Below are 21,598 nucleotides of genomic sequence, written 5' to 3' on the forward strand. Positions count from 1 at the left end.
AAAAAATATGATTTTTCATCTAATATTTAAAATTTCTTGATTTATTGTTACATTTATTTAAATAATTTTTTATTCTTTCTAAATTAAAAACCTAATCTTCATCTGGAATAATTATATCAATTATTAAATGTGATTTCTTATTAAAAGTGAAATATTTAAAATTTAGATTATTATTAAAATACAACCATTGACTCACTTACCAAAAGATCGATTGGTTTTTTTAAATCATAATCACATAAAATTTGAATTTCTGCAAAGTAGTTCTATATATTTATCATTGGATTTTAATATTCTCATCAGGTGAAATATTTTTATACTTTACACATTCATATTACTCACAAACTATTTCAAGTTTCTTACTGTATGAATCCATTGTCTCCTTAAGATCATCTAATAATTGCTCTTTATTCTTGGCATTTAATTTTTTTAACTTTGTAAGTCTTAGAATAGCTGGCAAGTATTCATACTTATATATCTTGGGATATTGTAAACATAGAATATTTTCCTGGTCGTCCTTTTGAGCTTTATGATTATTGAGAATTCTTAATAATTCTTCAATCTTATTATTAGCCTCTTTTAAATGGTTTCTCGCAACCAACTCTCCAAAACTAGATTGCTGACAACCAGCTACCCCTATAGTAATAAAAATTAATAATACTTTTTTCATATTTTTAACATTTTAAGTTATTGAAAACTTGGTTTATTTTAAAGTCCACCTTTATAACATAACTTTACAAAAAATAAAGACCCTTATGAAGAAATTTCAATCCACCAACTTGAAATAAATGCACCCTATTGCTTCGATTGGTTAGTTATTGCTTCAGAAGCATTGAATGAATTACTCTTTAAGGCGACTGATGAGCTCTTTCTTCCAACACCAATCATTGATTCATATTGTCTTTAGGATGCATAGAGACATGACCATAACACTTTCAAAATGGCAGAATCGCTTCAAAGCTACACTTTTTAACAGCCTATTATGTTAATTTATTTGGACAGTGAAACTTATACTCACTTGATATAAAAATGATGTATTTATGATGAAAAATAAGGATGTATGTATGAACCCGTTTCAATTTCAAACTGTTCCCAACATCATTGCGGGGCTAGGTTCGATACAAGAACTTAAAAATGTGCTTACTCAACAAAATTATCAAAAAGCATTAATTGTGACCGATGCAGGGATGATACAGCATCAATTGCATCAACCCATTTTAGAAATCCTGACTCAGATTGGTCTCGAGTATCTTATTTATTCCGATATCCAAGCCGATCCACCAGAGCATATTGTATTAGAAGCTGTTGATTTTGCGACACAAGAGCAAATTGATGTGATCATCGGTTTTGGTGGTGGTAGTTCCATGGACGTGGCTAAAATCATTGCCTTGCTCGCACACCCTAAACAACAGCAAAAACTGAGTGAAATCTATGGGGTAAACCAAGCTAAAGCACCGCGTTTACCACTCATTCTTATTCCAACAACAGCGGGAACAGGTTCAGAAGTCACACCAATCTCGATTGTCACAACAGGTGCAACCACTAAAATGGGTGTGGTAGCACCAATTTTATATGCCGATGTAGCCATTTTAGATGCAACTTTTACACAAGGTCTGCCTGCTCACATCACGGCTGCAACAGGTATTGATGCGATGGTACATGCAATTGAAGCCTATACTTCAAATGTTAAAAAGAACTTTTATGCCGATATGTTGGCTAAAAATGCATTGAAACTACTCAATCATAATTTAGCCAAAGTCTTGAAAAATGGTGCTCATTTAGAAGCACGCCAAAACATGTTGGTGGGTTCCATGTTAGCGGGTCAAGCCTTTGCCAATGCACCCGTTGGCGCGGTACATGCCCTTGCATATCCATTGGGTGGGCATTTTCACCTTTCACACGGACATACCAATGCTTTGGTACTGGTTGAAGTTTTAAAATTTAATGCGCCCAAAGCCAAACAACACTATGCAGAATTAATGCAATTATTAGACCCTCGCAGTACAGGCTGTACGGATGGTTTATGTGACCTATTTATTGACCATATGCAGAATCATCTAGACCAAAGTGGCTTAACCCTGAAGTTAAGCCAGCTCGATATTGCAGAAGCAAAACTACCACAACTTGCCAAAGATGCTATGTTGCAAACTCGACTGTTGCAAAACAACCCAAGAGAAATGACTGAGCAAGACGCATTAGATATCTATCAGGCGATTTACGCATGAGCAAACCGACTTTAAAACAGCGCGAACAATTTAAGTTCTTTTTTCCAATCCAAACCCGATGGGCCGATAACGATATTTACGGCCACGTCAACAACGTGACGTATTATAGTTATTTCGATACCGCAGCCAATTCATTACTGATTCAGAAAACTGGTTTTGATATTCACAATAGTGAAATTATCGGACTAGTTGTTGATTCAGCTTGTAGCTTTCAACAGGAACTGTCGTTTCCAGAAGTCGTTGAGGTTGGTGTTGCGATTGGCAAAATTGGGAATTCATCACTCAGATATGAGCTGGCGATCTTTAAACAAGGTCAGCAGCAAGCCGCTGCTCAAGGGCATTTTGTCCATGTCTTTGTAGACCGAGAAAGTCGAAAAAGTACTGCTATTCCAGAAGCGATGCGGGACGCTCTAAACCACTATTTATTGTAATTTCAGATCGCAGAAATGAAGAACATGCCGCAACATTGTCATGAACAATGTTTCGGCATGCCATGATTAATCTAAATCATTAGATATGTGGTAAAGCATAAGGCACGATATCTTGGAAGGTACGGCCATGCACATTTTCACCAATCGCATGCATTTTCCATGCATCGTTGTGGCGATAAATTTTTGCAATAATCAAACCAGTATGGGCGCCTTGTGAAGACAGCTTATAGCTTGCAATTTCCTGATTGCTGGATTGATCGACCAAACGACAGAATGCATTTTCGACTTTCTCAAAGGTCTGTCCACGGAAACTACTCACAGTAAATACCAAAGATTTTACTTGTGCAGGAATCTGGTTCAAATTAACACGAATGACTTCATCATCACCATCGCCCGCGCCAGTTAAGTTGTCGCCAGAATGGTGGATACTGCCATCTTTACTTTGTAATTGACCAAAGTAAACCACATCCAATACTTGTTTGTTATCATCAAATAAAATGACAGAGGCATCAAGGTCGATATCCCCACCGCCGCCGCCAAAGCCGAAAAAGCCCTTGCTCTTCGCTACATCCCACCCCACACCTAAAAAGATTTGTTGCAAGCTGCTGCCATCTGCTTTTTGCAAGCTGATTTTTTGGCCTTTTTCTAAGTTAATTCCCATGTACTTTTACTCCTCTGGATAGAACGATAAAAATGATTGTTTTAATTTGATTGATTACGGTTTAAGTTTAACTTCGAGGTTAGCCATTGCAGGAAATTGTTGCGGTTTCGAGAACAGATTACTACCTTACCTTGACCTGAAAAACGCAATACCATCCCTTCGCCACTGGTCACACTATTGACCAAATTGCCAAGAAAACCACTACTCTGTGAAGTAGATACAGACAGATTATAATTTAAGCGTGAATCCCAACAGACCACATGTCCATTATCAATAATGACTTCTTTGTTTGGTTCAACCTCAAGTTCAAACAAGGTCCCACAGCCAGACACCACCACTTGGCCTTGCCCACTGGTTTCCATCACCAGAAAACCGCCAGTATTGCCAAAAAAGGCACCACCTAGACTGCTGTTTAAACGTGCTTTAACCTCAACAGAGTCATGCGCTGCCACAAAAGCCCCGTCACTTAGCAAATACTGCGTCGCACCGACATCCAAAATCTGCATATCGCCATCCAATGCTGCTGACAATAGACAATCGCCATCTCCACGTACCGCTTCGATATGCTGCTGGAACAACGATTCATCATTGGCAAAACGGCGTAATAGAGATTGCATTAAACCACCTTGCAAACGTCCTTTTAATTCTAATGGTGCTTCCATCATCACCATGGCATTACTTTCACAATAGATTTTATCGCCACGACGCATCGAAACATGTAAGAACGGCTCTGGTGAACCCACTAAACTAAACTGTGCCATCGTCTTTATTCCTTTTAATTTCTGACAATCTGATGTTGCTTGGCTGCATTTAACCAATCCGGAAATTCTTGCAATAACAATTCATATAGACGTTCATCAGAAACACTATCAATGCGATCCAAACTAAAGAAATTACAGTTATCGACAATCCGCCCTGACATTTCATCTAACTTTTCTAGTGCACCATAATCTCGTCCACCGATCCCGACAAATTGCCAGAAAATAGGCAGTTTGGCGGCTTGCGATAATATTTTCTGCATTTGTCTACGGCTGCCCACGCCGCCATCTGAAATGAATAAAACATAAGTTGGGATTTGATCTTTGAACTTTTGGAAATAGTTAATCACAGCTTCAATCGCTGGAATTTCCTCATTATAGCGCGCCCCCACTTGCCAGTTCTTCCAACCGCGTTGGGTGGTATTAATGAAATCATTGACATTGCTGAGGGTTACATCATCCAGTTGTGTGGTTTTGGCCGCAAAAGCCCAACACTCAAAGCTACCATCATCATCAAAATGAATGGCTAGTGGCATTAGGCGATTCACCACCTTTTGTACATCACCACGACGATATTGCCCATCCATTGAGCCAGATGCATCTAGAACTAACGCAACACGTGCGGTCACGCCCAGTAAATTTCTCTTTTCCAGTTGAACCAATGATTTTTTGGTCAGATCGATAATGGATGCATTGCCTGTTTTTTCAGCTTTTTGCAAAGATAATTTTTTCTTTAAATCAATATTCGATTGTGGTGCTACTGGTGTCGTCTGTTGTGCTGTATGCTCTTCAGCGACTTCACCACCAAAATGCTGAATTAAAGCGGCATGACCTGCATTAAAGCCTTGTCCAATCGCTGCTAAGCGCCAAATACCATCTTTTCGATAAATTTCGATCAGCATGGTGGCACGTTCTTGATCAAAGATTCTGCCATCTAACTTCAGTTCAGCAATCGGCTGAAACTGCAAGTTAAGAATTTGAATCGTGGCTTGCTGTAATTGTGACATGACATTCTGACCATCAATGGCTGCGGTCAAAACCAGATGTTGAATACTTGCAGGTAGTTTTGCTAAATCAACTAAAAAACGGCTGCATTTATTCTGGTTTTCAATCAGACGAACCGCTTGGCATGGTGTTTCAGGCTGATTATAAAAGGTCATGTATCGCTCATCACTCAAACGATATTGCGGATCAAGTCCAAAACTGGCGATGTCTAAATCAAAAGCCGCTTGATATTGAATCTGGATATAAAAAGAAGATTGCCCCTGTAAAACATCATTTAATTTTATTTTTTGTCCGCGAACTAAATTCAACATATTAAGGAATAACCTATTTTTATCATTTATAGATATAGAAAAAGAAGATAGTGCCTAAACACTATCTTCCATATGCAACTTAAACAGAAACACCATATGAGGCAGCTAAAGGCCCTAAGCCACCAGCAAAACCTTGACCAATTGCGCGGAATTTCCATTCACTACCGTGTTTATAAAGTTCACCAAAGATCATTGCTGTTTCAGTGCTGCTGTCTTCCGACAAATCATAACGTGCAATTTCAGTACCACCAGCATCGTTACTTACACGAATGTAAGCATTCGCAACTTGACCAAAGTTTTGGTTACGGTTTTGGCCATCGTAAATCGTAACCGCAAAGATCACTTTAGAAACATCAGCAGGTACTTTGCTCAAGTCCACGCTTAAAGTCTCGTCATCGCCATCACCTTCACCTGTACGGTTATCGCCATTGTGAACGACTGAACCATCAGACGACTTTAAATTATTAAAGAAAATAAAGTCATTATCCGCGCGAACCTTACCACCTTCATTAACTAAAAATGCAATTGCATCAAGGTCAAAAGCTGCGCCATCAGTCACACGTGGGTTCCAACCTAAACCTACAGTTGTTTTAGTAATGCCAGGCGCTTCTTTGGTTAAGCTAACGTTGCCACCTTTAGTTAAACTAATTGCCATTCGAGTTTCTCCTTATTAAATATCAACTCATTGTTTATTTCATTTGGATCATGGACATCATATACATGATGTATTTACCCATTTTTATCAAGCTTGTGTTTGTTGTTTACTGTAAGCAATTGAAGATAATACAGCCCAGATGATGAATGCAATACCAATTAAGCCCGTTACAACCTCAGGCACATGACCACCTGTTCCGGTATAAAGCATAATTGCAGCTAAAGCACCAATCGCATAATGTGCGCCATGCTCTAGATAGATAAATGCTTCCAATGTGCCTTTATCAACTAAATAAATCGTCATAGAACGGACAAACATTGCACCAATTGCCAGACCGAGCATAATCACAACCACATCACTTGTGATCGCAAATGCACCAATCACGCCATCGAAACTAAACGAAGCATCTAATACTTCAAGGTAGAGGAAACCACCAATACCTGCTTTGACGATATTACTTGAAGTACCTGAAACCTGTTTTTCATCAGCTTCATCATCTTCACTGCTGCCTTCAAGCAAATGACCCAGTACCTGTACACCGATATAGACCACAATGCCCCAGATCCCTGCGACAATCACAATCAGCTTTTGTTGCTCAGGTACAAATGCCGCCATAGTCAGTAAAGCAATGAGTGATACGAATACTGACATCGCAGGAATATTTGCTAGATTGGATAAATGGGTTTCCAACCAATGGAACCAATGTGTATCTTTACCGTCATCAAACAAAAAGTTTAAGAACACTAACAGTAGGAACATCCCACCAAAGGCAGCAATTTCAGCATGGTGTGCAAGTAGCTTTTCTGAATAAGTTTTTGGATCATTCAGTGCCAGTTTCGCCACCTCAACCATTCCCATATCAGCGGTAATACCAACAATTAAGAGTGGGAAGATTAAACGCATACCAAATACAGCAACTAAAATACCAACAGTCAGGAACAGTTTTTTCCAGAACTCATCCCAATTTCTTAATACTGAAGCATTGACAACAGCATTATCAAAAGACAATGAAACTTCCATGACTGCAAGTACACTGGTAATCAATAAGACTTTAAGCATCATCGAAAAACCAGCATTCGGTCCATGGGTAAAGCCCCACCATGCTGCTAAGCCTAGACAGATTATGGTAAAAATAATTGAGAAACGAAAATGTTTCATTTTTTTCCCTTTCTAAACAGCTTTAAGCTATTCATCACTTATAATTGAAATGAGAACATTAGCCGACTTGAATGCCATATTGTTGGCACATCGCAGCAAGCCCACCTGAATAGCCTTGACCAACAGCTTTAAATTTCCATTCACCGTTGTGACGATATACTTCGCCAAAGACCATCGCCGTTTCAGTTGAATAATCTTCTGCCAAATCAAAACGAACCACTTCTATATTCGTGTCTTGATTTACGACACGAATAAAGGCATTAGCAATTTGACCAAAATTTTGACCACGTGCCTGAGCATCGTGAATAGTCACAGTAATCGCGATTTTTTCAATTTCAGGTGATACTTTTGATAAGTCAACTAATAAAGTCTCATCATCACCATCTCCCTGACCAGAACGGTTATCACCCGTATGCTCTACTGAATTATCTTGAGATTTGAGTTGGTTGTAGAAAATAAAATCATGATCACCACGAACCTTACCCGTTGCAGTTAATAAGAACGCACTCGCATCCAAGTCAAATGCTGCGCCATCCGTCGCACGTTCATCCCAGCCCAATCCAATTAAAATACGAACTAAATTTGGATCTGTTTTACTTAGTGATAGATTTCCACCTTTATTTAAACTAATTGCCATTTTGTTTTTTCTCCTCGTTTGAACACTTAAAATTCAATGGTCTCAATAATGTCTATATATGGATATCGAAATTGTTGTTATCTAATACATGATTAAATATCAACTTTATTTACTGCCTGCAACCCAGCGCAGACCAAAACCAAAGGCTTGGTCCAACTCCCGATGTCCAGGTACATAGCGCACGTGACGTTGTACTTGAATACTACCGCCTTGATTCACCAATTCAACAATTCCACACATCCCCAAAGGTTGCCCTTCAGTTAAACGGATTTCAATCGGGCGTTGATCTGGAACATAAATGGTGACCACAGCATCTGTTTCAGCCCAGTTCGGGACACCTTCATAAATAAAGGCAAACAAGACTACACGGCGAATCTGCGACCAGTGCTGTCCATTAATTCTAAGCCACTCACCCTCTGTTAATGCACCAGTACGGTCATCCGCAGAAAGTTGGATAAAGGGGAAGCCGTTAAAATCACCAAATCGATTACCTAAAGCCTGAATCACCGATTTGCTACCATCTTGCATCTCGAATAGGCAACCCAAATCCAGATCAATACCTTGATTTTGGTTGAGCAGCTTTTTAAAGAAACCAGCTGACTGAGCTTGTTGAGTCCGTTGGTTCCAATTCAGATTAATTTTAATCTCACCAAAACCGTGAGCCTGTTTCTGTAAATTAATCTGGCTATTGCGTTTATCTAAGGTAATTTTGCTTAAATTAATCTTAGGCTGAGGTGCTGGCGTAGGTACAGGTTGAGGCACTGGCTCAGGCGTTGCAGCTTGATCACTAATTTCTACGCCAAAATGTTCAGCTAGCGGTTGTAAACCACCATTGAACCCCTGATTGACAAAGCGGAATTTCCACTGATCTTTATGACGATAAACTTCGGCCAAAATCAGTGCTTTTTCAGTCTTTTCTGCACTTTTTACCGTTGCTGTTGCCGTGAGCTGTCCGTTTTCCCATAATTCAATCTGAATATCTTGAATCGCATTGATTGCGCCTTGACCATCAATCGTTGCACACATCGCAAGCTTGCTGATATCCGCATCGAACAATTGAGTGTTCAGATTAAATTGTGCGATATACGGTGCTTTTGTGGTTGCCTCGACCAATTCCACACTACGGTTCGGTGTCTGCTTTTGCCCATAAAAGATCATGTCCGCATCACCACGAACCTTCGCCTGCGCATTCAAGACATAGGCGGTGACATCTAAACCGATATGCGCCGCTAATGTGGTTTTAATTTTCACTTGGCACTGTGACTGGCTCAATGCCAAATTGGCTCCTGTAATCAGTTGTTGCATTGATGATTCCTATATTTTTTGATTTTTATACTTTTAGCCCAAACACTTTTGCCCGTTCTAAAATCCGTTCCGCCCAACGACGATGGGTTGCGGGTTCAAGCATACTGCCATGACAGGCAAATACAGCCTTGCTGCCATCCTGTAAAATACCCTGCGCTTGTTTCAACTCGATTTCATTGACCTGATAAGCCTGATGCACAATTGAAATCTGTGCAGGATGAATCACGGTTTTACCCGATAAACCATGCTGTAAATCCAGATATAATTCATCCTGCAACAATTTCACCTGACTAAAATGTTCACAGACAGGCGCGCTCAATGCAAAACCATAAGGTAAAAACTGACCTGCTAGGTTTGCAATGAGTGTGCCAATAGGCGTTTGGTATAAGGTCATATCACTTGGGCGGCGCAAAGCTAAACAATTGAGTAAGTCATTGCCCCCAACCCGAAGTACCAATACTTTATGAAATTCTGGCAAGGCTTGTCTCAGCTCTTTCATTTGCCCCATGTCAAAACTATCAGCTGTTTCAAGCGTAGGCATATAATGAAGATCTGGCGGAAGAATGCTAAGCCATTGCTTAAAGCTGGCTAAACCAAATTTCGGCAATACCATGCCATCTAAAGCGGTGATTTCTTGCCATTCTGCCAACTCAGCGGCCATTTCAAGGTAACGAGGGCGAATAAATACTTTTGGATGTTGTTCAAAGCGCTGTTGCTGTTGAATTTGCTGCAACAACTGTTTGAGATTTTGTTTAGCAAACTCAATCTCCTGTTCAGTAATTGCATCTTCCAGACAAATCACCAAAGAGCGTAACTCTGGATATTTTTCACCCTTCACCACAGCCCATAAATCTGGACGCGTGGCAGGCATATATAATGTTGCCCCTAAAGATAATGCAGATAACATAAAATTATCCTTTCCCCAATTTTTGAATCAATGTAATCGCTCTATACGGCGCAATTTGATCACCAACCACTTGTACAGGTGTCTCAGTGACTTGCGTTAAATAACGCAATAAACGGGTATCGGCATCATCGGCGTCGCGAAGTAAAACCAGATCAGGCACTCGTCTTAAAATCGCTCGGGTTGCCTCCGCGATACTCGGTTTTATCCGATTTATATTTTGAATGTCGTATTCTTGGGCCAGTTTCTGTACCACCTGCTGGCTTTGATTTTGTTGTTCCTGTTGTTGTATTTCTGCCCAAACCGCATTAGGTTGTGGATTAAGCTGGGTGCGAATCTGGTTGATGCGCTGAATAAACTGCTGCGAAATATCAAATTCCTTTAAATGGCTGTATTCGATACAACGATGCCATTGATCAATATTCTCGGCATTGATTTCCTCGGCACTCAAGGCTTCACCTTCACAAATGCTACGTGAAATAAGACCCGAAATAGTCGACCCCAAAATACCAGATGGAATCAACCAGTCATCGCCACTGGCCGCCAACCATGCACAACCGGCAATATCCGACAAGACCACCAAAGGTAAAGGCCGCCCAGCAAAACGCACATCATTGCCTAAGCTGCGCTGTAATTCTTGACGAATCGCGCCTTTACCCGTCCAACCATCCACAAATACAATCGATTGGTGCCCATGTTTGGCAATAATGGTTTCCAAGGCAGCAAAATCGATGCCACGGTCTCGAATAATACTGATGCCATAATGTACACAGTCACGACCTAAATCCTGTATCGCATGATAAAGCAGTACACCTAAGGGTACGCCCGCACGTACAAAACTCACCAATACAATTGGTTCCTTGAATTGTGCAACCAAAGCTTGTGCCAACTGCTGAACTTCTCGAGCCAAACGCTGTTGCCCTTGCTGCATGGCCTGTTCAAACAACTGTAAATGACGTTCGGTCGGTGCACTCTCCAAACTGATCATTTGCGAATAATGCTTTTCGCCCGATTGAATCAGGCGTTCTTTTTCAATGGTATCGGTTGGTTCAATATGCGTCCGTTTAAGTAAAAAAGTCACTTGTTCTGATTGATAACTACCACTAAACCCTTGTTTTAAAATTAACTCATTTGCTTTATCTTTATTGATAATCGCCATAATATCCTTCTTGTTTATATTGCTGCGTCAAATTATGTTTTACCCAACGATTCAATTGACTGTGGTTCGGCATGCCCCACCAATGACATAGATTCAAAAACTCTACATCGGATAAACTATCGCCAAAACCGAGAATCGGACGTTGTTGAGACGCAAACTGTTGCAATAAAAAACGGGCTGCATTGGCTTTGCTTACAGGTTCGGGAATCAAAGCCAAATTATTGCCATTTAAATGAAAATAGAACCCATCTAATACATCTGGACTTAAGCTATTTAATAGTTCTGGTAAGAAATTCGGTGCATAAGGATTATCATTTTCGGTATTTTGCTTGGCCACCACGTATAAACCTAAACCTTGCTCTTCGACCACCCAAGTACGAATAGAACCAAAATGGGTTGCCTGTTGCTGTACCACCTCAATCAAAGCCTGTTGCCGTGCTTGATAAGGGGCCAATGCATGTTGCATCTGTGCATGCCAATCCAGATTTACACTGAAATCTGCATTCAGTACCGTACCGCCATGAGAACAAACTGCTCCATACTGAAAAGGTAAATGTACCCGAGACAATGCCTCTGCACTTCGTGCTGTGACGGGAATCAAATGTGTACTATGCAACAACCACTGCACAAAGTGCTGCTGAATCGGGTTCATATACGCCAATGCTTGTCCCTGTTTGTCCGTGGTGACCATTTTAAAGTCAGCTTGGGGAACAATACGGCGATGAGTCTGGAATAAAGTATCATCCAGATCAACCAACATGAGCGGCGTTGCAATATTTGGCGCGTCAAATAAGAAATTAGTCATTCGCACTACACAGATTAAAGGTTTGATGTGGGAATTCTACTGCGCTGATAACTTCAGCATTTGGAATCGCGTCTAATAGGCTATCGGAGACTGACTCAGCACAGGTTTCCACTGTAATAAAGATTCGGTCATACTCTAATGGATTGATATTGTAGACAAAGTTCTGAATACCCAATCCATAGTTATCTGAAAAAGCTAAAGCAGATTGAATTGCATGGCCTACTGCGATCGGTGAGCGGGTGATCGCACTAAATTTCACCTCTGCACCCTGTCGCTGCAAATCTTCAGCCAATAAGAATGAAGACCAGACATATTCACCACTTCCTAATACTAAAATCCGTTGCTGAGGTTCGACCTGCAAACGAATATAGGCAGACGTATCCTGAATCGGTAAACGTCCCCAAGTCGGTTCAGACAAGGTCGCGTACTCACCAAATGCCACGGTATCGACTTTGGGCATATTGATCTGTGGCGGATTTTCGGCATCCTGCCACTGCCATTTACCTGTCATCAATGCTACGGATTGACAATCTAATCCAGCAATATGAATACCTGATGACCAATCCGCCAAAGTAGCCGTCACAATATGGGAAATTTGATCAAAGCCAGCAGCTTGTAGTGCAGACACTAAATTGATAAAGGTTTTCCCTGTAGAAGCTTCATCATCAACCAATACGATACTTTTGCTGGCTAAAATTTTCTTTTGGATATCAGCATCAGGAGATCCATACAGCAATTGATCTTGGGCATGGCTATGTTCTTCTAAAAAGCGAGCCAATAACGGTGCGCCTTCAACAGGATGACGAGTCGTAGTGACATACAATGCATCTGGATAGCGTTCTTGCAGGACTTGATGTACACCTGCGCCTAAACCTACCGCGGTTTCTGCCATCCCAATCACCAAGATTGGCTCAGGTAAATCACTCGGAATCAGTTGGGCTAAATCAGTAAACGCATGGCGCATGACTTGAGGGCTAACTGGAACATGTCTCCCCAAGACTTTTGAGACAAATAAAAAGGCTCTTTTCGGATTTATTCGTTCAGCAAAACCGAGTAAATCCTGCCATTTCCAATGGCTATTTTCATCGGGCTTTAAATCCAATTTGCCACGTTGTAATTCAATCTCAATCATATAATTCTTAAATCTAAGTTAAAATAATATACATAATGGTCTTTATATTACACAAATACTCTGACTTATGCTGCGTACAGTGACCGAACTTTTCATCTTTTCAGGTTGATAATTGAGCTGTAGTGCTTGGGCAATCGCCAAATGGACCAAATTCACGCCGCTCATGAAAGTATGTGCAATGCCACCTGATGGCCGAGAATTCACTTCCAAAATATATAACTGCTGTTGGTCATTATATCGAGCCTGCATATTTACTAGCCCATCACAACCAAATAATGCAGCCACCTGTTTGGCCAACTCAATCGCTGGATCTTCAAATGTCAAATTCTGGCAGCCATTCTTTTGCTTATAACGTGCGATCGCCCCACGCACCTGACCATGTACGCATAGCATATCCACTGAGCACTCCAGTCCAGCAAGAAATGGCATGACCAAATAAACAGGGGGCTGTTCTAACTGGCGATAACTCTCAATAAAACTTTCAGGATGCGCCTTGAATCTCATACTATTGGCAAACACATCAAAAGCATCCGCTTTAGGATCTAAATGCCAAAACCCTGAAGCAAAAACCCCTTTGGCAGGCTTGACGCACACATCGCCTTTTTGCAGCCAGTCATGATATGCATCTTCTAATTGCTCGGCATTTTCAACAATGGTTGCTGGTGCAACCGCCAAACCATGAGTCACACAGATTTGAGTGAACAGAGCTTTGTCATTCAGTTGCTCAATCTGCTCAACCGTATCACAGCCCGCCATGAGACGGATGCCCAATTGTTCGAAGCGCTTTTTTTGCGCCAGATAAAGTTCAGCATGATGCCCAGCAATGATCAATTTGACGTTTAAGCATTGTGCCTGCTGTAAAACCCACTCAACTCGCTTTGACAAAGGCGGTTCTTGTAAAGCGATATCGGCAACAGATGTAATTTCAGGACGATCATGTGCATGTGATGCCACCACATGAATTCGGGTATCAAACGGCGCCGTTTTTGCGGCCAAAATTAAATCACGTTGACAAGAATGCGCTTGGGTAAACCAAATTCCGATCGAATTTTCTGCAATGCCAATCTGAGCAAGATCATTCACTATTTGTGTCATACACATTCCACCATTTGCACCACCACTAAGCGGCCTCCATCCTGACGTGAAAGTAAAATTTGTTTTCCATCTAGCAATTCGATTTTTTCGCCAATTGGAATCGTTGTTTTGCTTGCCACATCCATGAGATCAGGCAGATTTTCATTGACCAGCCACCACTGATTTTGGTGAAAAATAAAATAGCCAACACGTTTGCTTTGCTCTGCTGTTAGACGCTCATTCGGTGCAATCAAATTATTGGCATGCCACGGGTAAAGTGACTGCCCTGTCCAGACCATTAAACGGTGATTATCAGGTCTAAAACTGCCTTCTCGGCGTGCCGAATAGAGGTTCAGTACAGGTAACTTGCCTTTAAAGGCTGTACCACAAAATGGACATACTGGTTTTGTTGTATTATCAAATACATACCATTTTTGACTGCAATCGCTATTTAAACAAGGCTGAATCAAATCCACCGTTTTAACCAAAGCAGTTTCCCAATCATTAGCAGATGGTCGCTGCTGCGGTTGATGTAAACCCGTCACAAAGCTTTGTAAAAACAGTTCTTTTAAATAAGGGCCTGTCACGGTGAATGGAATTTTTTCTGGATCGGCCCATGGTAAAGCGCTTGGACGCACCTGACTAACTTTCACCTGGTTGCTTGGATCAGTTGGATGCTCAATAAATAAGGCATTTTCACCCATTGCCAGATTTTCATCGCGCTGCGGATCATTCACATCATGGATTTTACCACCACGCAACGGGTGCCGATACAGCAAATACATATAGATCAATACGGCCAAAGCATGGCGATCAGTCATGATATTTGGGAGACTACGTTGCGGATCATCCTTTTTAAAGTGATTGGTTTTCACCACTTCTGGCGCAATGAAGTCAGGCGTACCCACCACATCGGGTGGATATTTACCAGGTACAACCAAGCCATCAACATCTATTACACAGGCACGGCCAGTTACAGGATCAATCAGAATATTCTTATAGGATAAATCTGAATGCGCCAAACCTGCCGCATGCATACGGCGCACAGCTCGGGCAATCAGAATACAAATTCGCAGATAATTCGACCAATTGCCTTTTTCTTTTTCATCTAAAAACCGATTTTGATTATTGGCACTGGCAAACCATTTCCCTTCTTTTTCCTTCCCCTTAATCCCTAAAAAGTCGTTATTTTTAGAGCCGTGTTCAAAGAAAAACTGTTTTTGGTAAGTTGGGGCGGTAATGCCTAATAAACCATTATACTCCACCAAACCATCAGGCCAGCAAAACACATTTTTCCAGTAATCCCCACCTGCACTGTTGAAAATACCTTGCCATTTATTGCCAACAATTTCCTTTAAGCGGTCCTTCTGTCTTTCCAGCTCAGCATGTGACTGATAGAAATGGTTTTTTTCTTTACTAAAAAAACACACCACATAAGATTTATCAGGCGAAAAATAGACATCTTTCATTGCTCCTGAGCCAATGACTTCATCAACGAATGCAACTGGCCGACCATCTAAAGTTTGACACTGGATAATCTTAGTCATGAGCAAGACCCTCCACATCCACACTCACAGGCTTATTCCATAAAATCGCCAAAGTACGATCATCATGATGCCCTGCGCTAAAGAATTTTGACCACTCCAATAAAGCTTGATCTGGGTGTGTCTGCTGTAACTGGGGTTCAATTTCTTGCCATAATGCCTGCCATTTTTCGTGGTTCGCAAGCCCAGCATCCGTTTCAAAACGCGGATCGGAAATACCATCTGTCATCAAAATCACAGCTTCACAATCATCGTAATAGCCAATATTGACGCGACTACCAAACTGTTGTGCAAAACTGCGATCTAAGAAACGGGTTTGCCCAGCAAACTCTCCACCATCTGGTTTACCCATTAAACGCACTTTATCTTTGGCATATACAGCAATCGCGCCATCACCCATCCAGAAGGTGCTAATAAAGGTTTTTTGCTCGCACTGTTTAACCACAGCCACCAATAAAGTCGTGGCATAAGCCTTGGCTGCAACTTGCTTTAACTCGGCTTCTTGTTCAATGGCTTCAATCGCCACTTGTGCTGTTTTATAGAAAGTATCGTGAAAATCTTTATAAATCTGCTGTGCAACCGACTTGGTCATTTCATCATCACTGCCAACTTGCCATTGCTGCAATAACAGATCTAGATGCGGATGATGCTGTTCGAGGTAATCCGTCAGCACTCTTGCTGCACTTTGCACCGCAAGCAAAGAACCTTGTCGAGAGTAACTGGCACTACCTGCCCCGTCTGCAACAATTAATACCGACCAATCGGTCTCAGCAACACGAGCAATCAGAAAGTCATCGTCGCGGAAAGTCCCCGCATGTTCATGTGAGCGCCCACGCTGGCTGCAGGCCGCGAGGTTAAAATACTCAGTCTGAATTAGTTGATGGTCACTATGTGCTTTCTGATAAGGCGCATTAATATCAGGTTCATTAACTTGCCACAAACTACGTGGATCAGCCGTAATAATAAAGGTCACTTCACCCGAAGACCATGCTTGTGCGGCTTCACTGTTTTTATACTGAAATACCAGTTTAAATTCACCTGCTTGCAACGGTATGCCCTGTAATTGTTGCGTTTCATCATCAAATTCGATGCCTAAGTCTTCTGGAATTTTGATCGATTCAGAGCAAATCAGCACGTCCTCTTTGACTGGATATTGCATTTGGATACGGGCTTGATAGTCTTGCCCAACACGCGCATTGGGGATCTGAAAATGAGGCATTTTTTTCACCATTTTCACCTCATGATTTGGTTTTCCTGAGGCATTATTCTGATTGTGGTCTGTATTATTGGAGTCGATATTTGCGGTCGAATTAACTGACAATAACGAGGTTATCGGAAGTGACATCGCAGTGGAACAATCATTTATAAGAGGTGGTTCAGCCTCAGCTTCAACAGGCGGGGACAAATAAAGTTCATCTAGAAAATCAAGCTGATCAATTGACTCTAATGCATCAGTCTCATGAACTGGATTCTGCATCATTTGGGTATGATCGAATAACGGTTGGCTTGATTCAGCGCTATTGATATTTTCAGCTTTAGAGATGAAAACCGACAAGCGACCCTGTTCCAGAATGCACTGTAATGAAGAATGCTGAAAGGCTGGTGACTGCTCTAATTGAAAACCCATCAGCGCATATATCTGTTCAGCCAAATCATGATAGGCATTATAAATTTGTTTATTTTTCAACAATTGATTAAAGGACTCATCATCCACCACAAATTGGTTCGGTTGGGCTTGATCTTGTAACAGCTGTTTCAATGTACTCAAAAAAACAGCCTGAACTTCATGAGTCAATGTTTGCGACATGGCTTTTCCTCAATCCAATTGTTAACCACGTCCTCGTTGCACATCGAAGCCGTCCATTCCACCATAACCAAAACTAACTTGGCGACGACACCATGGGCAAGTCACGTCCCCACTAAAACCGTCATAACACATCAACTGACCACAACCACACATGGCAAAAGCCGTTTCAGCCAAACAATGTGGACATTCTGGGGTACCTTGTAACAGCGTAGTATTGACCTGCTGCTGATGTTGGGTTTGATCAGACCACGTGAAATAGTCCTCATCAATTTTGCAGCATTCGGTCAATTGAAAATGATATAAATTCAGGTTGATATTTAGATCTTGAGGCGCTTGATACTGAATTTCACGTTCAAATTTCATTAAATAGGGTCGATTCAGCTTGCCACAACGTCCCACAAAAGTGACACAGTTTTCATCCACCAAGGTTTTCTTGGCTGGCAAATCCTTGACCAGACGCATATAGCGCTCATCAATTGGCGGTAAATGATCTTGCTGCTGCCCATCCCCAATACTTTTACTTTGCGCAACCACAGAAGCACTAATCCATTGGAAAAACTTTTTAAAGTCTTGTTCATTCAACTCATCAAAAGCAATACAGTGCTCTGTTAATTGCTTGAGCGTTGCATAATCAACGTTTTTACCCATTCCTAAGGCAATCAGCGTACAGCGTCGTGCATATTTCTTTTGCCATCGGTAAATCGCATCTTTACATTCATCAGTTGGACGACCATCTGTAAACAAATATACGATTGGCTTCCAATCCCCTTTAATTTCTTCCGTTGTTTTAATCAAATGACGATCAAATTCATTCATCAAATGTTCTAAGGCTTTGCCTAAATGTGTCCCACCACCTAAAGGTAATTTCGCAGGATAATAGGCAAATACCTCGACTAACGGAACTAAGGTTCGAACAATGCCTGCAAAGGCAATAACAGAAACATACACAGTTTCCAAAGCATATGGATCTTGACGTAATTGCTGCATAATCAACTGGATGCCTTGTTGCATCTGCTGAATATTTTGCCCCGCCATCGACTCAGAACAATCCAATACGAAAAAAACAGGTAAACGGCGCATCTTCTGATTATCCCTAATATATTCTTTATTTTATTTACAATACCAACTGCACTTCTGGCGGCGGTGGCGGCAATGAAACAGAGCCTGAAATCCCTGCACTACTGCTTCCCACCACGACACTGGCAGACACCCATTTAAAGAATCCTGCAAAAGAAGCCGCATCCATGGTATCCAATACCACCACTTTATCAGTAAGTTGCAGCAGATGCTCCTGTTTGGCTTTTGGTCCAGCGGCACAAGCAACGATACTGGCAAAATTTAACTGTTGTATGACAGGAATTGCTTGCTGATAGGCGTAGACATCTGAAGGCGAGCCATCAGTCATCACAAATAATAGTGGACGCCAGTCTCCTTTGACCTCATCGGTACTTTTTTGTAATTGCTGACTCACTTGTTCTGCCAACAACTCTAACGCAGCGCCCATAAATGTTGCGCCTGCACTCGGCACATCGATATCTGCAAGCTGCACTTGATCTAAAGGCGTTAAAGGCAAATAAACCTTCGCCTCCAGATCAAAGGTAATAATACTTAAATGCACGCTCTCCAATGCATAAGGGTCTTGGCGCAATGCACTCAACATGGACTGCAAGCCGACGTTCACCGAATGAATTGGCTCACCTCGCATTGATCCAGAGGTATCTAATAAAATATAAACGGGTAAACGGCGCATGCTGTTCTAAACCTATCTTTAGCCGAAAATCAATTTTTTAAGCGTATTGTTTTAACCATTCCACAAATGAATCGGATTGGGATGCCTTTCCGACTGCATTAAATTTCCATCCTGCCGATTCACGGACAAGTTCAGCAAACAGAAGTGAGCGCTGTTGATCATATTGCCCAGTGCCTGACAAATCGAAACGAACCATTTCCTTGCCTGTAGTATCCACTGCACGAATAAATGCATTTTTGACTTGCCCAAAATGTTGTTTATTTTCAGCAGCTTTATAGATTTGCACCACAAAAACGACTTTTTGGTATTGTTGACCAAGGTCATTGAGCTTCACGACAATTTGTTCATCATCGCCATCTCCCGCACCTGTACGGTTATCACCAGTTAACCAAATATGTCCAGAAGAATGTTTTTGATTATTGAAAAAGATAACGTCACTATTTTCTAAGGTGACATTTCCTTGCGCATCTCGCCCCAGATTATTAACCTTGCCATTGCTCCCCACGAGGAAGGCAATCACATCCAAATCATATTCAGCGCCATTACCACCAAATAATCCACCAAGAAAGCCTTTTTTCTGTTCCTGAATATCCCAACCCAAACCAATCGTTACTTGAGACAAATTATTTTCAGTTTTACTTAAACTAATTCCTTGACCTTTATTTAAACTCACAGCCATGGTTTTACCCTCTTATTTAATCTTTGTTTTACTTTTATAGTACGATGTTGACTTCAGGTGGTGGAGGTGGCAAATCGCCCAAACCGGTAACTTCTTTTTGTCCTGCATCCACTTTCTGACTGCCTGTTGAAATACTGGCAGAAACCCATTTAAAGAATGCTTTAATCGTATTTGAATCCGCGGTTGCCAATTCAACAACAACTTCTGTGATTTGTTTTAAAATTGAAGTATCAGCGCCATGTCCTGCTGCACAAGCCACGATCACGCCTGTTTTGACTTGTTGTAAACGTTGCAACCCTTTACGCCAATCATCTGTTGGTACGCCATCCGTCATAATGAAAATTAAAGGCTTCCAGTCACCTTTGACATCTACTGTGGTTTTTGCCACTTCTTGTTCAATTTTATCGGCTAATAGCGTTAAAGCGCCGCCCAATACTGTAGTCCCAGTGACCTGTAAATCTGGCGCTTGAAAGGCAGCTAATTCAGTTAAAGGGACTAACTGTTTGGCTTGACTATCAAAACTAATTAAAGATAAATAGGCCGTTTCCAGCGCATAAGGATCTTGACGTAAAGTCGAAAGTAAAATTTGCACCCCATTTTTTACGGCTTCTATAGGCTCACCGTGCATAGAGCCTGAGGTATCAAGTAATAAATAAACTGGCAAACGACGCATTATTTTTTACCCTTATTTTGTTATGATTTAAATTTTAAACATAGATTACACTGTTGACCTATGTAAATCATTACAAAGTAAAAAATAAATACTCTTCTGTCTATTCTAACTAATGTTTGAGCTGAATATTGACCAATTCAGCATCAAAAGTATCGACCAGATTCTTAATTGTCGGCTCTTGATGTAATAGCTCGACTGCACGATGAAACGCTCTTTCTTTACGCTCATTCTGCATAACTAAAGGCGTATTGGAATTAACAGCACCATATTGAACACTGAACAGCGTTTGTGGCCATTGTGTTTTTAATGCATCCTCCAAGCCATGCTGCAATTGCGACAACATACCTTCATATTCTTGAGGAATCTGGAAAATAGAAGTGCCGTTGATCTGCCCTTGCATTACACCATGTTGGGCTAATTCCTGAACAGCTGGTGAAAGCTGACTGGTTCTAAACCAGTATTCCCATTTTTCCAGATTCCACTCACCTTCTAATGTCTGCTCAGGCAACTTTAGAATGTCTTGAGGCATTAAACTACTTGACTCTTCTTGAGTAGAAGAAACTGCGATGGCTAGTGATTCGACAACTGTTTCTGCAAGCTGCGCATCAATGACTGGAACAAGTTGTTCAGGGGTCGCTGCTGGTTGATATTCAAGATGCAGATCATCTAGTTGAGCAGATGTTTCAAGATTCTGTTCAACAGGAAAAATTACAACCTCATCCGAATCTGTAATACTCGCTTGAATTATTTTCGCTGATGCTGACGCGTCAAATCCAATCAACTGCCATTCTTCTGCATCAAACACCATTAAGCTGCTATCTGGATTTTGCGCAACAGGTTCAGGTTCAGGTTATGTTGATGACAAATCTGAACGTATATTAGTTTTGACATTATTCAGTAACCATTTTTTGATGAAATCAACTTCGAG

General features: G+C 41.2%; 21 protein-coding genes and 1 pseudogene. 2 read left to right on the top strand and 20 right to left on the bottom strand.

The window, feature by feature from the left end:
* Nucleotides 1-331: 331 nt before the first annotated feature.
* Complete coding sequence (locus AAV96_RS02485) at nucleotides 332-667, bottom strand: hypothetical protein (protein ID WP_046738191.1); 336 nt, start codon at nucleotides 665-667, stop codon at nucleotides 332-334.
* 394 nt (nucleotides 668-1,061) lie between these two features.
* On the opposite strand from AAV96_RS02485, the gene AAV96_RS02490 reads away from it, so the two are divergent.
* Nucleotides 1,062-2,222 carry an iron-containing alcohol dehydrogenase gene (locus AAV96_RS02490; RefSeq protein WP_046738192.1) on the top strand — a complete coding sequence of 387 codons (1,161 nt, stop codon included), beginning with the start codon at nucleotides 1,062-1,064 and terminating at the stop codon, nucleotides 2,220-2,222.
* The gene (locus AAV96_RS02495) at nucleotides 2,219-2,653 is read left to right on the top strand and encodes an acyl-CoA thioesterase (protein ID WP_046738193.1); all 435 of its coding nucleotides are present in this window, start codon (nucleotides 2,219-2,221) and stop codon (nucleotides 2,651-2,653) included. Before AAV96_RS02490 ends, AAV96_RS02495 begins: the two co-directional genes overlap by 4 nt.
* Nucleotides 2,654-2,732: 79 nt before the next feature.
* Here AAV96_RS02495 and AAV96_RS02500 read toward each other — a convergent pair whose 3' ends face one another.
* The 19 genes and pseudogenes from AAV96_RS02500 to AAV96_RS02590 all read right to left on the bottom strand — a co-directional run.
* Nucleotides 2,733-3,314, bottom strand: a complete 582-nt coding sequence (locus tag AAV96_RS02500; RefSeq protein ID WP_016540361.1) for a TerD family protein — start codon at nucleotides 3,312-3,314, stop codon at nucleotides 2,733-2,735.
* A 41-nt stretch (nucleotides 3,315-3,355) separates the two neighbouring features.
* Nucleotides 3,356-4,075, bottom strand: coding sequence for a TIGR00266 family protein (locus tag AAV96_RS02505; RefSeq protein ID WP_004807604.1), 720 nt, complete (start codon nucleotides 4,073-4,075; stop codon nucleotides 3,356-3,358).
* A gap of 14 nt (nucleotides 4,076-4,089) precedes the next feature.
* Nucleotides 4,090-5,388: a VWA domain-containing protein gene (locus AAV96_RS02510; RefSeq protein WP_046738194.1), complete on the bottom strand. Its 1,299-nt coding sequence runs from the start codon at nucleotides 5,386-5,388 to the stop codon at nucleotides 4,090-4,092.
* Nucleotides 5,389-5,467: 79 nt separating this feature from the next.
* Entirely contained in the window at nucleotides 5,468-6,043 is a 576-nt protein-coding gene (locus AAV96_RS02515; protein ID WP_046738195.1) for a TerD family protein, read from the bottom strand.
* Nucleotides 6,044-6,130: 87 nt separating this feature from the next.
* Nucleotides 6,131-7,201: a DUF475 domain-containing protein gene (locus tag AAV96_RS02520; protein WP_046738196.1), complete on the bottom strand. Its 1,071-nt coding sequence runs from the start codon at nucleotides 7,199-7,201 to the stop codon at nucleotides 6,131-6,133.
* Nucleotides 7,202-7,259: 58 nt separating this feature from the next.
* Nucleotides 7,260-7,838 (bottom strand): TerD family protein, encoded by a 579-nt coding sequence (locus AAV96_RS02525; RefSeq protein WP_046738197.1) that lies wholly within the window; start codon nucleotides 7,836-7,838, stop codon nucleotides 7,260-7,262.
* 105 nt (nucleotides 7,839-7,943) lie between these two features.
* Entirely contained in the window at nucleotides 7,944-9,143 is a 1,200-nt protein-coding gene (locus tag AAV96_RS02530) for a TerD family protein (protein WP_046738198.1), read from the bottom strand.
* A gap of 25 nt (nucleotides 9,144-9,168) precedes the next feature.
* The gene (locus AAV96_RS02535; RefSeq protein WP_046738199.1) at nucleotides 9,169-10,050 is read right to left on the bottom strand and encodes an HpcH/HpaI aldolase/citrate lyase family protein; all 882 of its coding nucleotides are present in this window, start codon (nucleotides 10,048-10,050) and stop codon (nucleotides 9,169-9,171) included.
* Between the two features lie 4 nt (nucleotides 10,051-10,054).
* Nucleotides 10,055-11,206 carry a cysteine protease StiP gene (stiP, locus tag AAV96_RS02540; protein WP_046738200.1) on the bottom strand — a complete coding sequence of 384 codons (1,152 nt, stop codon included), beginning with the start codon at nucleotides 11,204-11,206 and terminating at the stop codon, nucleotides 10,055-10,057.
* Complete coding sequence (locus AAV96_RS02545) at nucleotides 11,190-12,011, bottom strand: HAD hydrolase family protein (protein WP_005203240.1); 822 nt, start codon at nucleotides 12,009-12,011, stop codon at nucleotides 11,190-11,192. Before AAV96_RS02545 ends, stiP begins: the two co-directional genes overlap by 17 nt.
* Nucleotides 12,004-13,143: a phosphoribosyltransferase domain-containing protein gene (locus tag AAV96_RS02550; RefSeq protein WP_046738201.1), complete on the bottom strand. Its 1,140-nt coding sequence runs from the start codon at nucleotides 13,141-13,143 to the stop codon at nucleotides 12,004-12,006. Before AAV96_RS02550 ends, AAV96_RS02545 begins: the two co-directional genes overlap by 8 nt.
* A 42-nt stretch (nucleotides 13,144-13,185) precedes the next feature.
* Nucleotides 13,186-14,238 (bottom strand): ATP-grasp domain-containing protein, encoded by a 1,053-nt coding sequence (locus AAV96_RS02555; RefSeq protein ID WP_046738202.1) that lies wholly within the window; start codon nucleotides 14,236-14,238, stop codon nucleotides 13,186-13,188.
* The gene (locus tag AAV96_RS02560; RefSeq protein ID WP_046738203.1) at nucleotides 14,235-15,764 is read right to left on the bottom strand and encodes a helix-hairpin-helix domain-containing protein; all 1,530 of its coding nucleotides are present in this window, start codon (nucleotides 15,762-15,764) and stop codon (nucleotides 14,235-14,237) included. Before AAV96_RS02560 ends, AAV96_RS02555 begins: the two co-directional genes overlap by 4 nt.
* A complete protein-coding gene (locus AAV96_RS02565) occupies nucleotides 15,757-17,568 on the bottom strand; it encodes a PP2C family serine/threonine-protein phosphatase (protein ID WP_046738204.1) in 1,812 nt (603 codons plus the stop codon). The genes AAV96_RS02560 and AAV96_RS02565 overlap by 8 nt, the downstream gene beginning before the upstream one ends.
* Nucleotides 17,569-17,589: 21 nt before the next feature.
* Nucleotides 17,590-18,648, bottom strand: coding sequence for a TerY-C metal binding domain-containing protein (locus tag AAV96_RS02570; RefSeq protein ID WP_046738205.1), 1,059 nt, complete (start codon nucleotides 18,646-18,648; stop codon nucleotides 17,590-17,592).
* Between the two features lie 34 nt (nucleotides 18,649-18,682).
* Nucleotides 18,683-19,318 (bottom strand): vWA domain-containing protein, encoded by a 636-nt coding sequence (locus tag AAV96_RS02575; protein ID WP_004807629.1) that lies wholly within the window; start codon nucleotides 19,316-19,318, stop codon nucleotides 18,683-18,685.
* Between the two features lie 37 nt (nucleotides 19,319-19,355).
* Nucleotides 19,356-19,997 (bottom strand): TerD family protein, encoded by a 642-nt coding sequence (locus AAV96_RS02580; RefSeq protein ID WP_046738206.1) that lies wholly within the window; start codon nucleotides 19,995-19,997, stop codon nucleotides 19,356-19,358.
* A 34-nt stretch (nucleotides 19,998-20,031) separates the two neighbouring features.
* Nucleotides 20,032-20,670, bottom strand: coding sequence for a vWA domain-containing protein (locus AAV96_RS02585; RefSeq protein WP_046738207.1), 639 nt, complete (start codon nucleotides 20,668-20,670; stop codon nucleotides 20,032-20,034).
* 109 nt (nucleotides 20,671-20,779) lie between these two features.
* A pseudogene (locus tag AAV96_RS02590) lies at nucleotides 20,780-21,520 on the bottom strand (DNA polymerase III subunit gamma/tau); the annotation flags it as partial.
* Between the last annotated feature and the right edge of the window lie 78 nt (nucleotides 21,521-21,598).

Source organism: Acinetobacter sp. AG1 (assembly GCF_001005525.1).
GTDB lineage: Bacteria > Pseudomonadota > Gammaproteobacteria > Pseudomonadales > Moraxellaceae > Acinetobacter > Acinetobacter modestus.

Coding starts and splice junctions, on each gene's coding strand:
- AAV96_RS02525 (WP_046738197.1), bottom strand. CDS start 7,838: ATGGCAATTAGTTTAAATAAAGGTGGAAATCTATCACTAAGTAAAACA.
- AAV96_RS02500 (WP_016540361.1), bottom strand. CDS start 3,314: ATGGGAATTAACTTAGAAAAAGGCCAAAAAATCAGCTTGCAAAAAGCA.
- AAV96_RS02490 (WP_046738192.1), top strand. CDS start 1,062: ATGAACCCGTTTCAATTTCAAACTGTTCCCAACATCATTGCGGGGCTA.
- AAV96_RS02545 (WP_005203240.1), bottom strand. CDS start 12,011: ATGACTAATTTCTTATTTGACGCGCCAAATATTGCAACGCCGCTCATG.
- stiP (WP_046738200.1), bottom strand. CDS start 11,206: ATGGCGATTATCAATAAAGATAAAGCAAATGAGTTAATTTTAAAACAA.
- AAV96_RS02585 (WP_046738207.1), bottom strand. CDS start 20,670: ATGCGTCGTTTGCCAGTTTATTTATTACTTGATACCTCAGGCTCTATG.
- AAV96_RS02535 (WP_046738199.1), bottom strand. CDS start 10,050: ATGTTATCTGCATTATCTTTAGGGGCAACATTATATATGCCTGCCACG.
- AAV96_RS02530 (WP_046738198.1), bottom strand. CDS start 9,143: ATGCAACAACTGATTACAGGAGCCAATTTGGCATTGAGCCAGTCACAG.
- AAV96_RS02580 (WP_046738206.1), bottom strand. CDS start 19,997: ATGGCTGTGAGTTTAAATAAAGGTCAAGGAATTAGTTTAAGTAAAACT.
- AAV96_RS02565 (WP_046738204.1), bottom strand. CDS start 17,568: ATGTCGCAAACATTGACTCATGAAGTTCAGGCTGTTTTTTTGAGTACA.
- AAV96_RS02485 (WP_046738191.1), bottom strand. CDS start 667: ATGAAAAAAGTATTATTAATTTTTATTACTATAGGGGTAGCTGGTTGT.
- AAV96_RS02495 (WP_046738193.1), top strand. CDS start 2,219: ATGAGCAAACCGACTTTAAAACAGCGCGAACAATTTAAGTTCTTTTTT.
- AAV96_RS02520 (WP_046738196.1), bottom strand. CDS start 7,201: ATGAAACATTTTCGTTTCTCAATTATTTTTACCATAATCTGTCTAGGC.
- AAV96_RS02560 (WP_046738203.1), bottom strand. CDS start 15,764: ATGACTAAGATTATCCAGTGTCAAACTTTAGATGGTCGGCCAGTTGCA.
- AAV96_RS02575 (WP_004807629.1), bottom strand. CDS start 19,318: ATGCGCCGTTTACCCGTTTATATTTTATTAGATACCTCTGGATCAATG.
- AAV96_RS02505 (WP_004807604.1), bottom strand. CDS start 4,075: ATGGCACAGTTTAGTTTAGTGGGTTCACCAGAGCCGTTCTTACATGTT.
- AAV96_RS02510 (WP_046738194.1), bottom strand. CDS start 5,388: ATGTTGAATTTAGTTCGCGGACAAAAAATAAAATTAAATGATGTTTTA.
- AAV96_RS02570 (WP_046738205.1), bottom strand. CDS start 18,648: ATGCGCCGTTTACCTGTTTTTTTCGTATTGGATTGTTCTGAGTCGATG.
- AAV96_RS02515 (WP_046738195.1), bottom strand. CDS start 6,043: ATGGCAATTAGTTTAACTAAAGGTGGCAACGTTAGCTTAACCAAAGAA.
- AAV96_RS02550 (WP_046738201.1), bottom strand. CDS start 13,143: ATGATTGAGATTGAATTACAACGTGGCAAATTGGATTTAAAGCCCGAT.
- AAV96_RS02555 (WP_046738202.1), bottom strand. CDS start 14,238: ATGACACAAATAGTGAATGATCTTGCTCAGATTGGCATTGCAGAAAAT.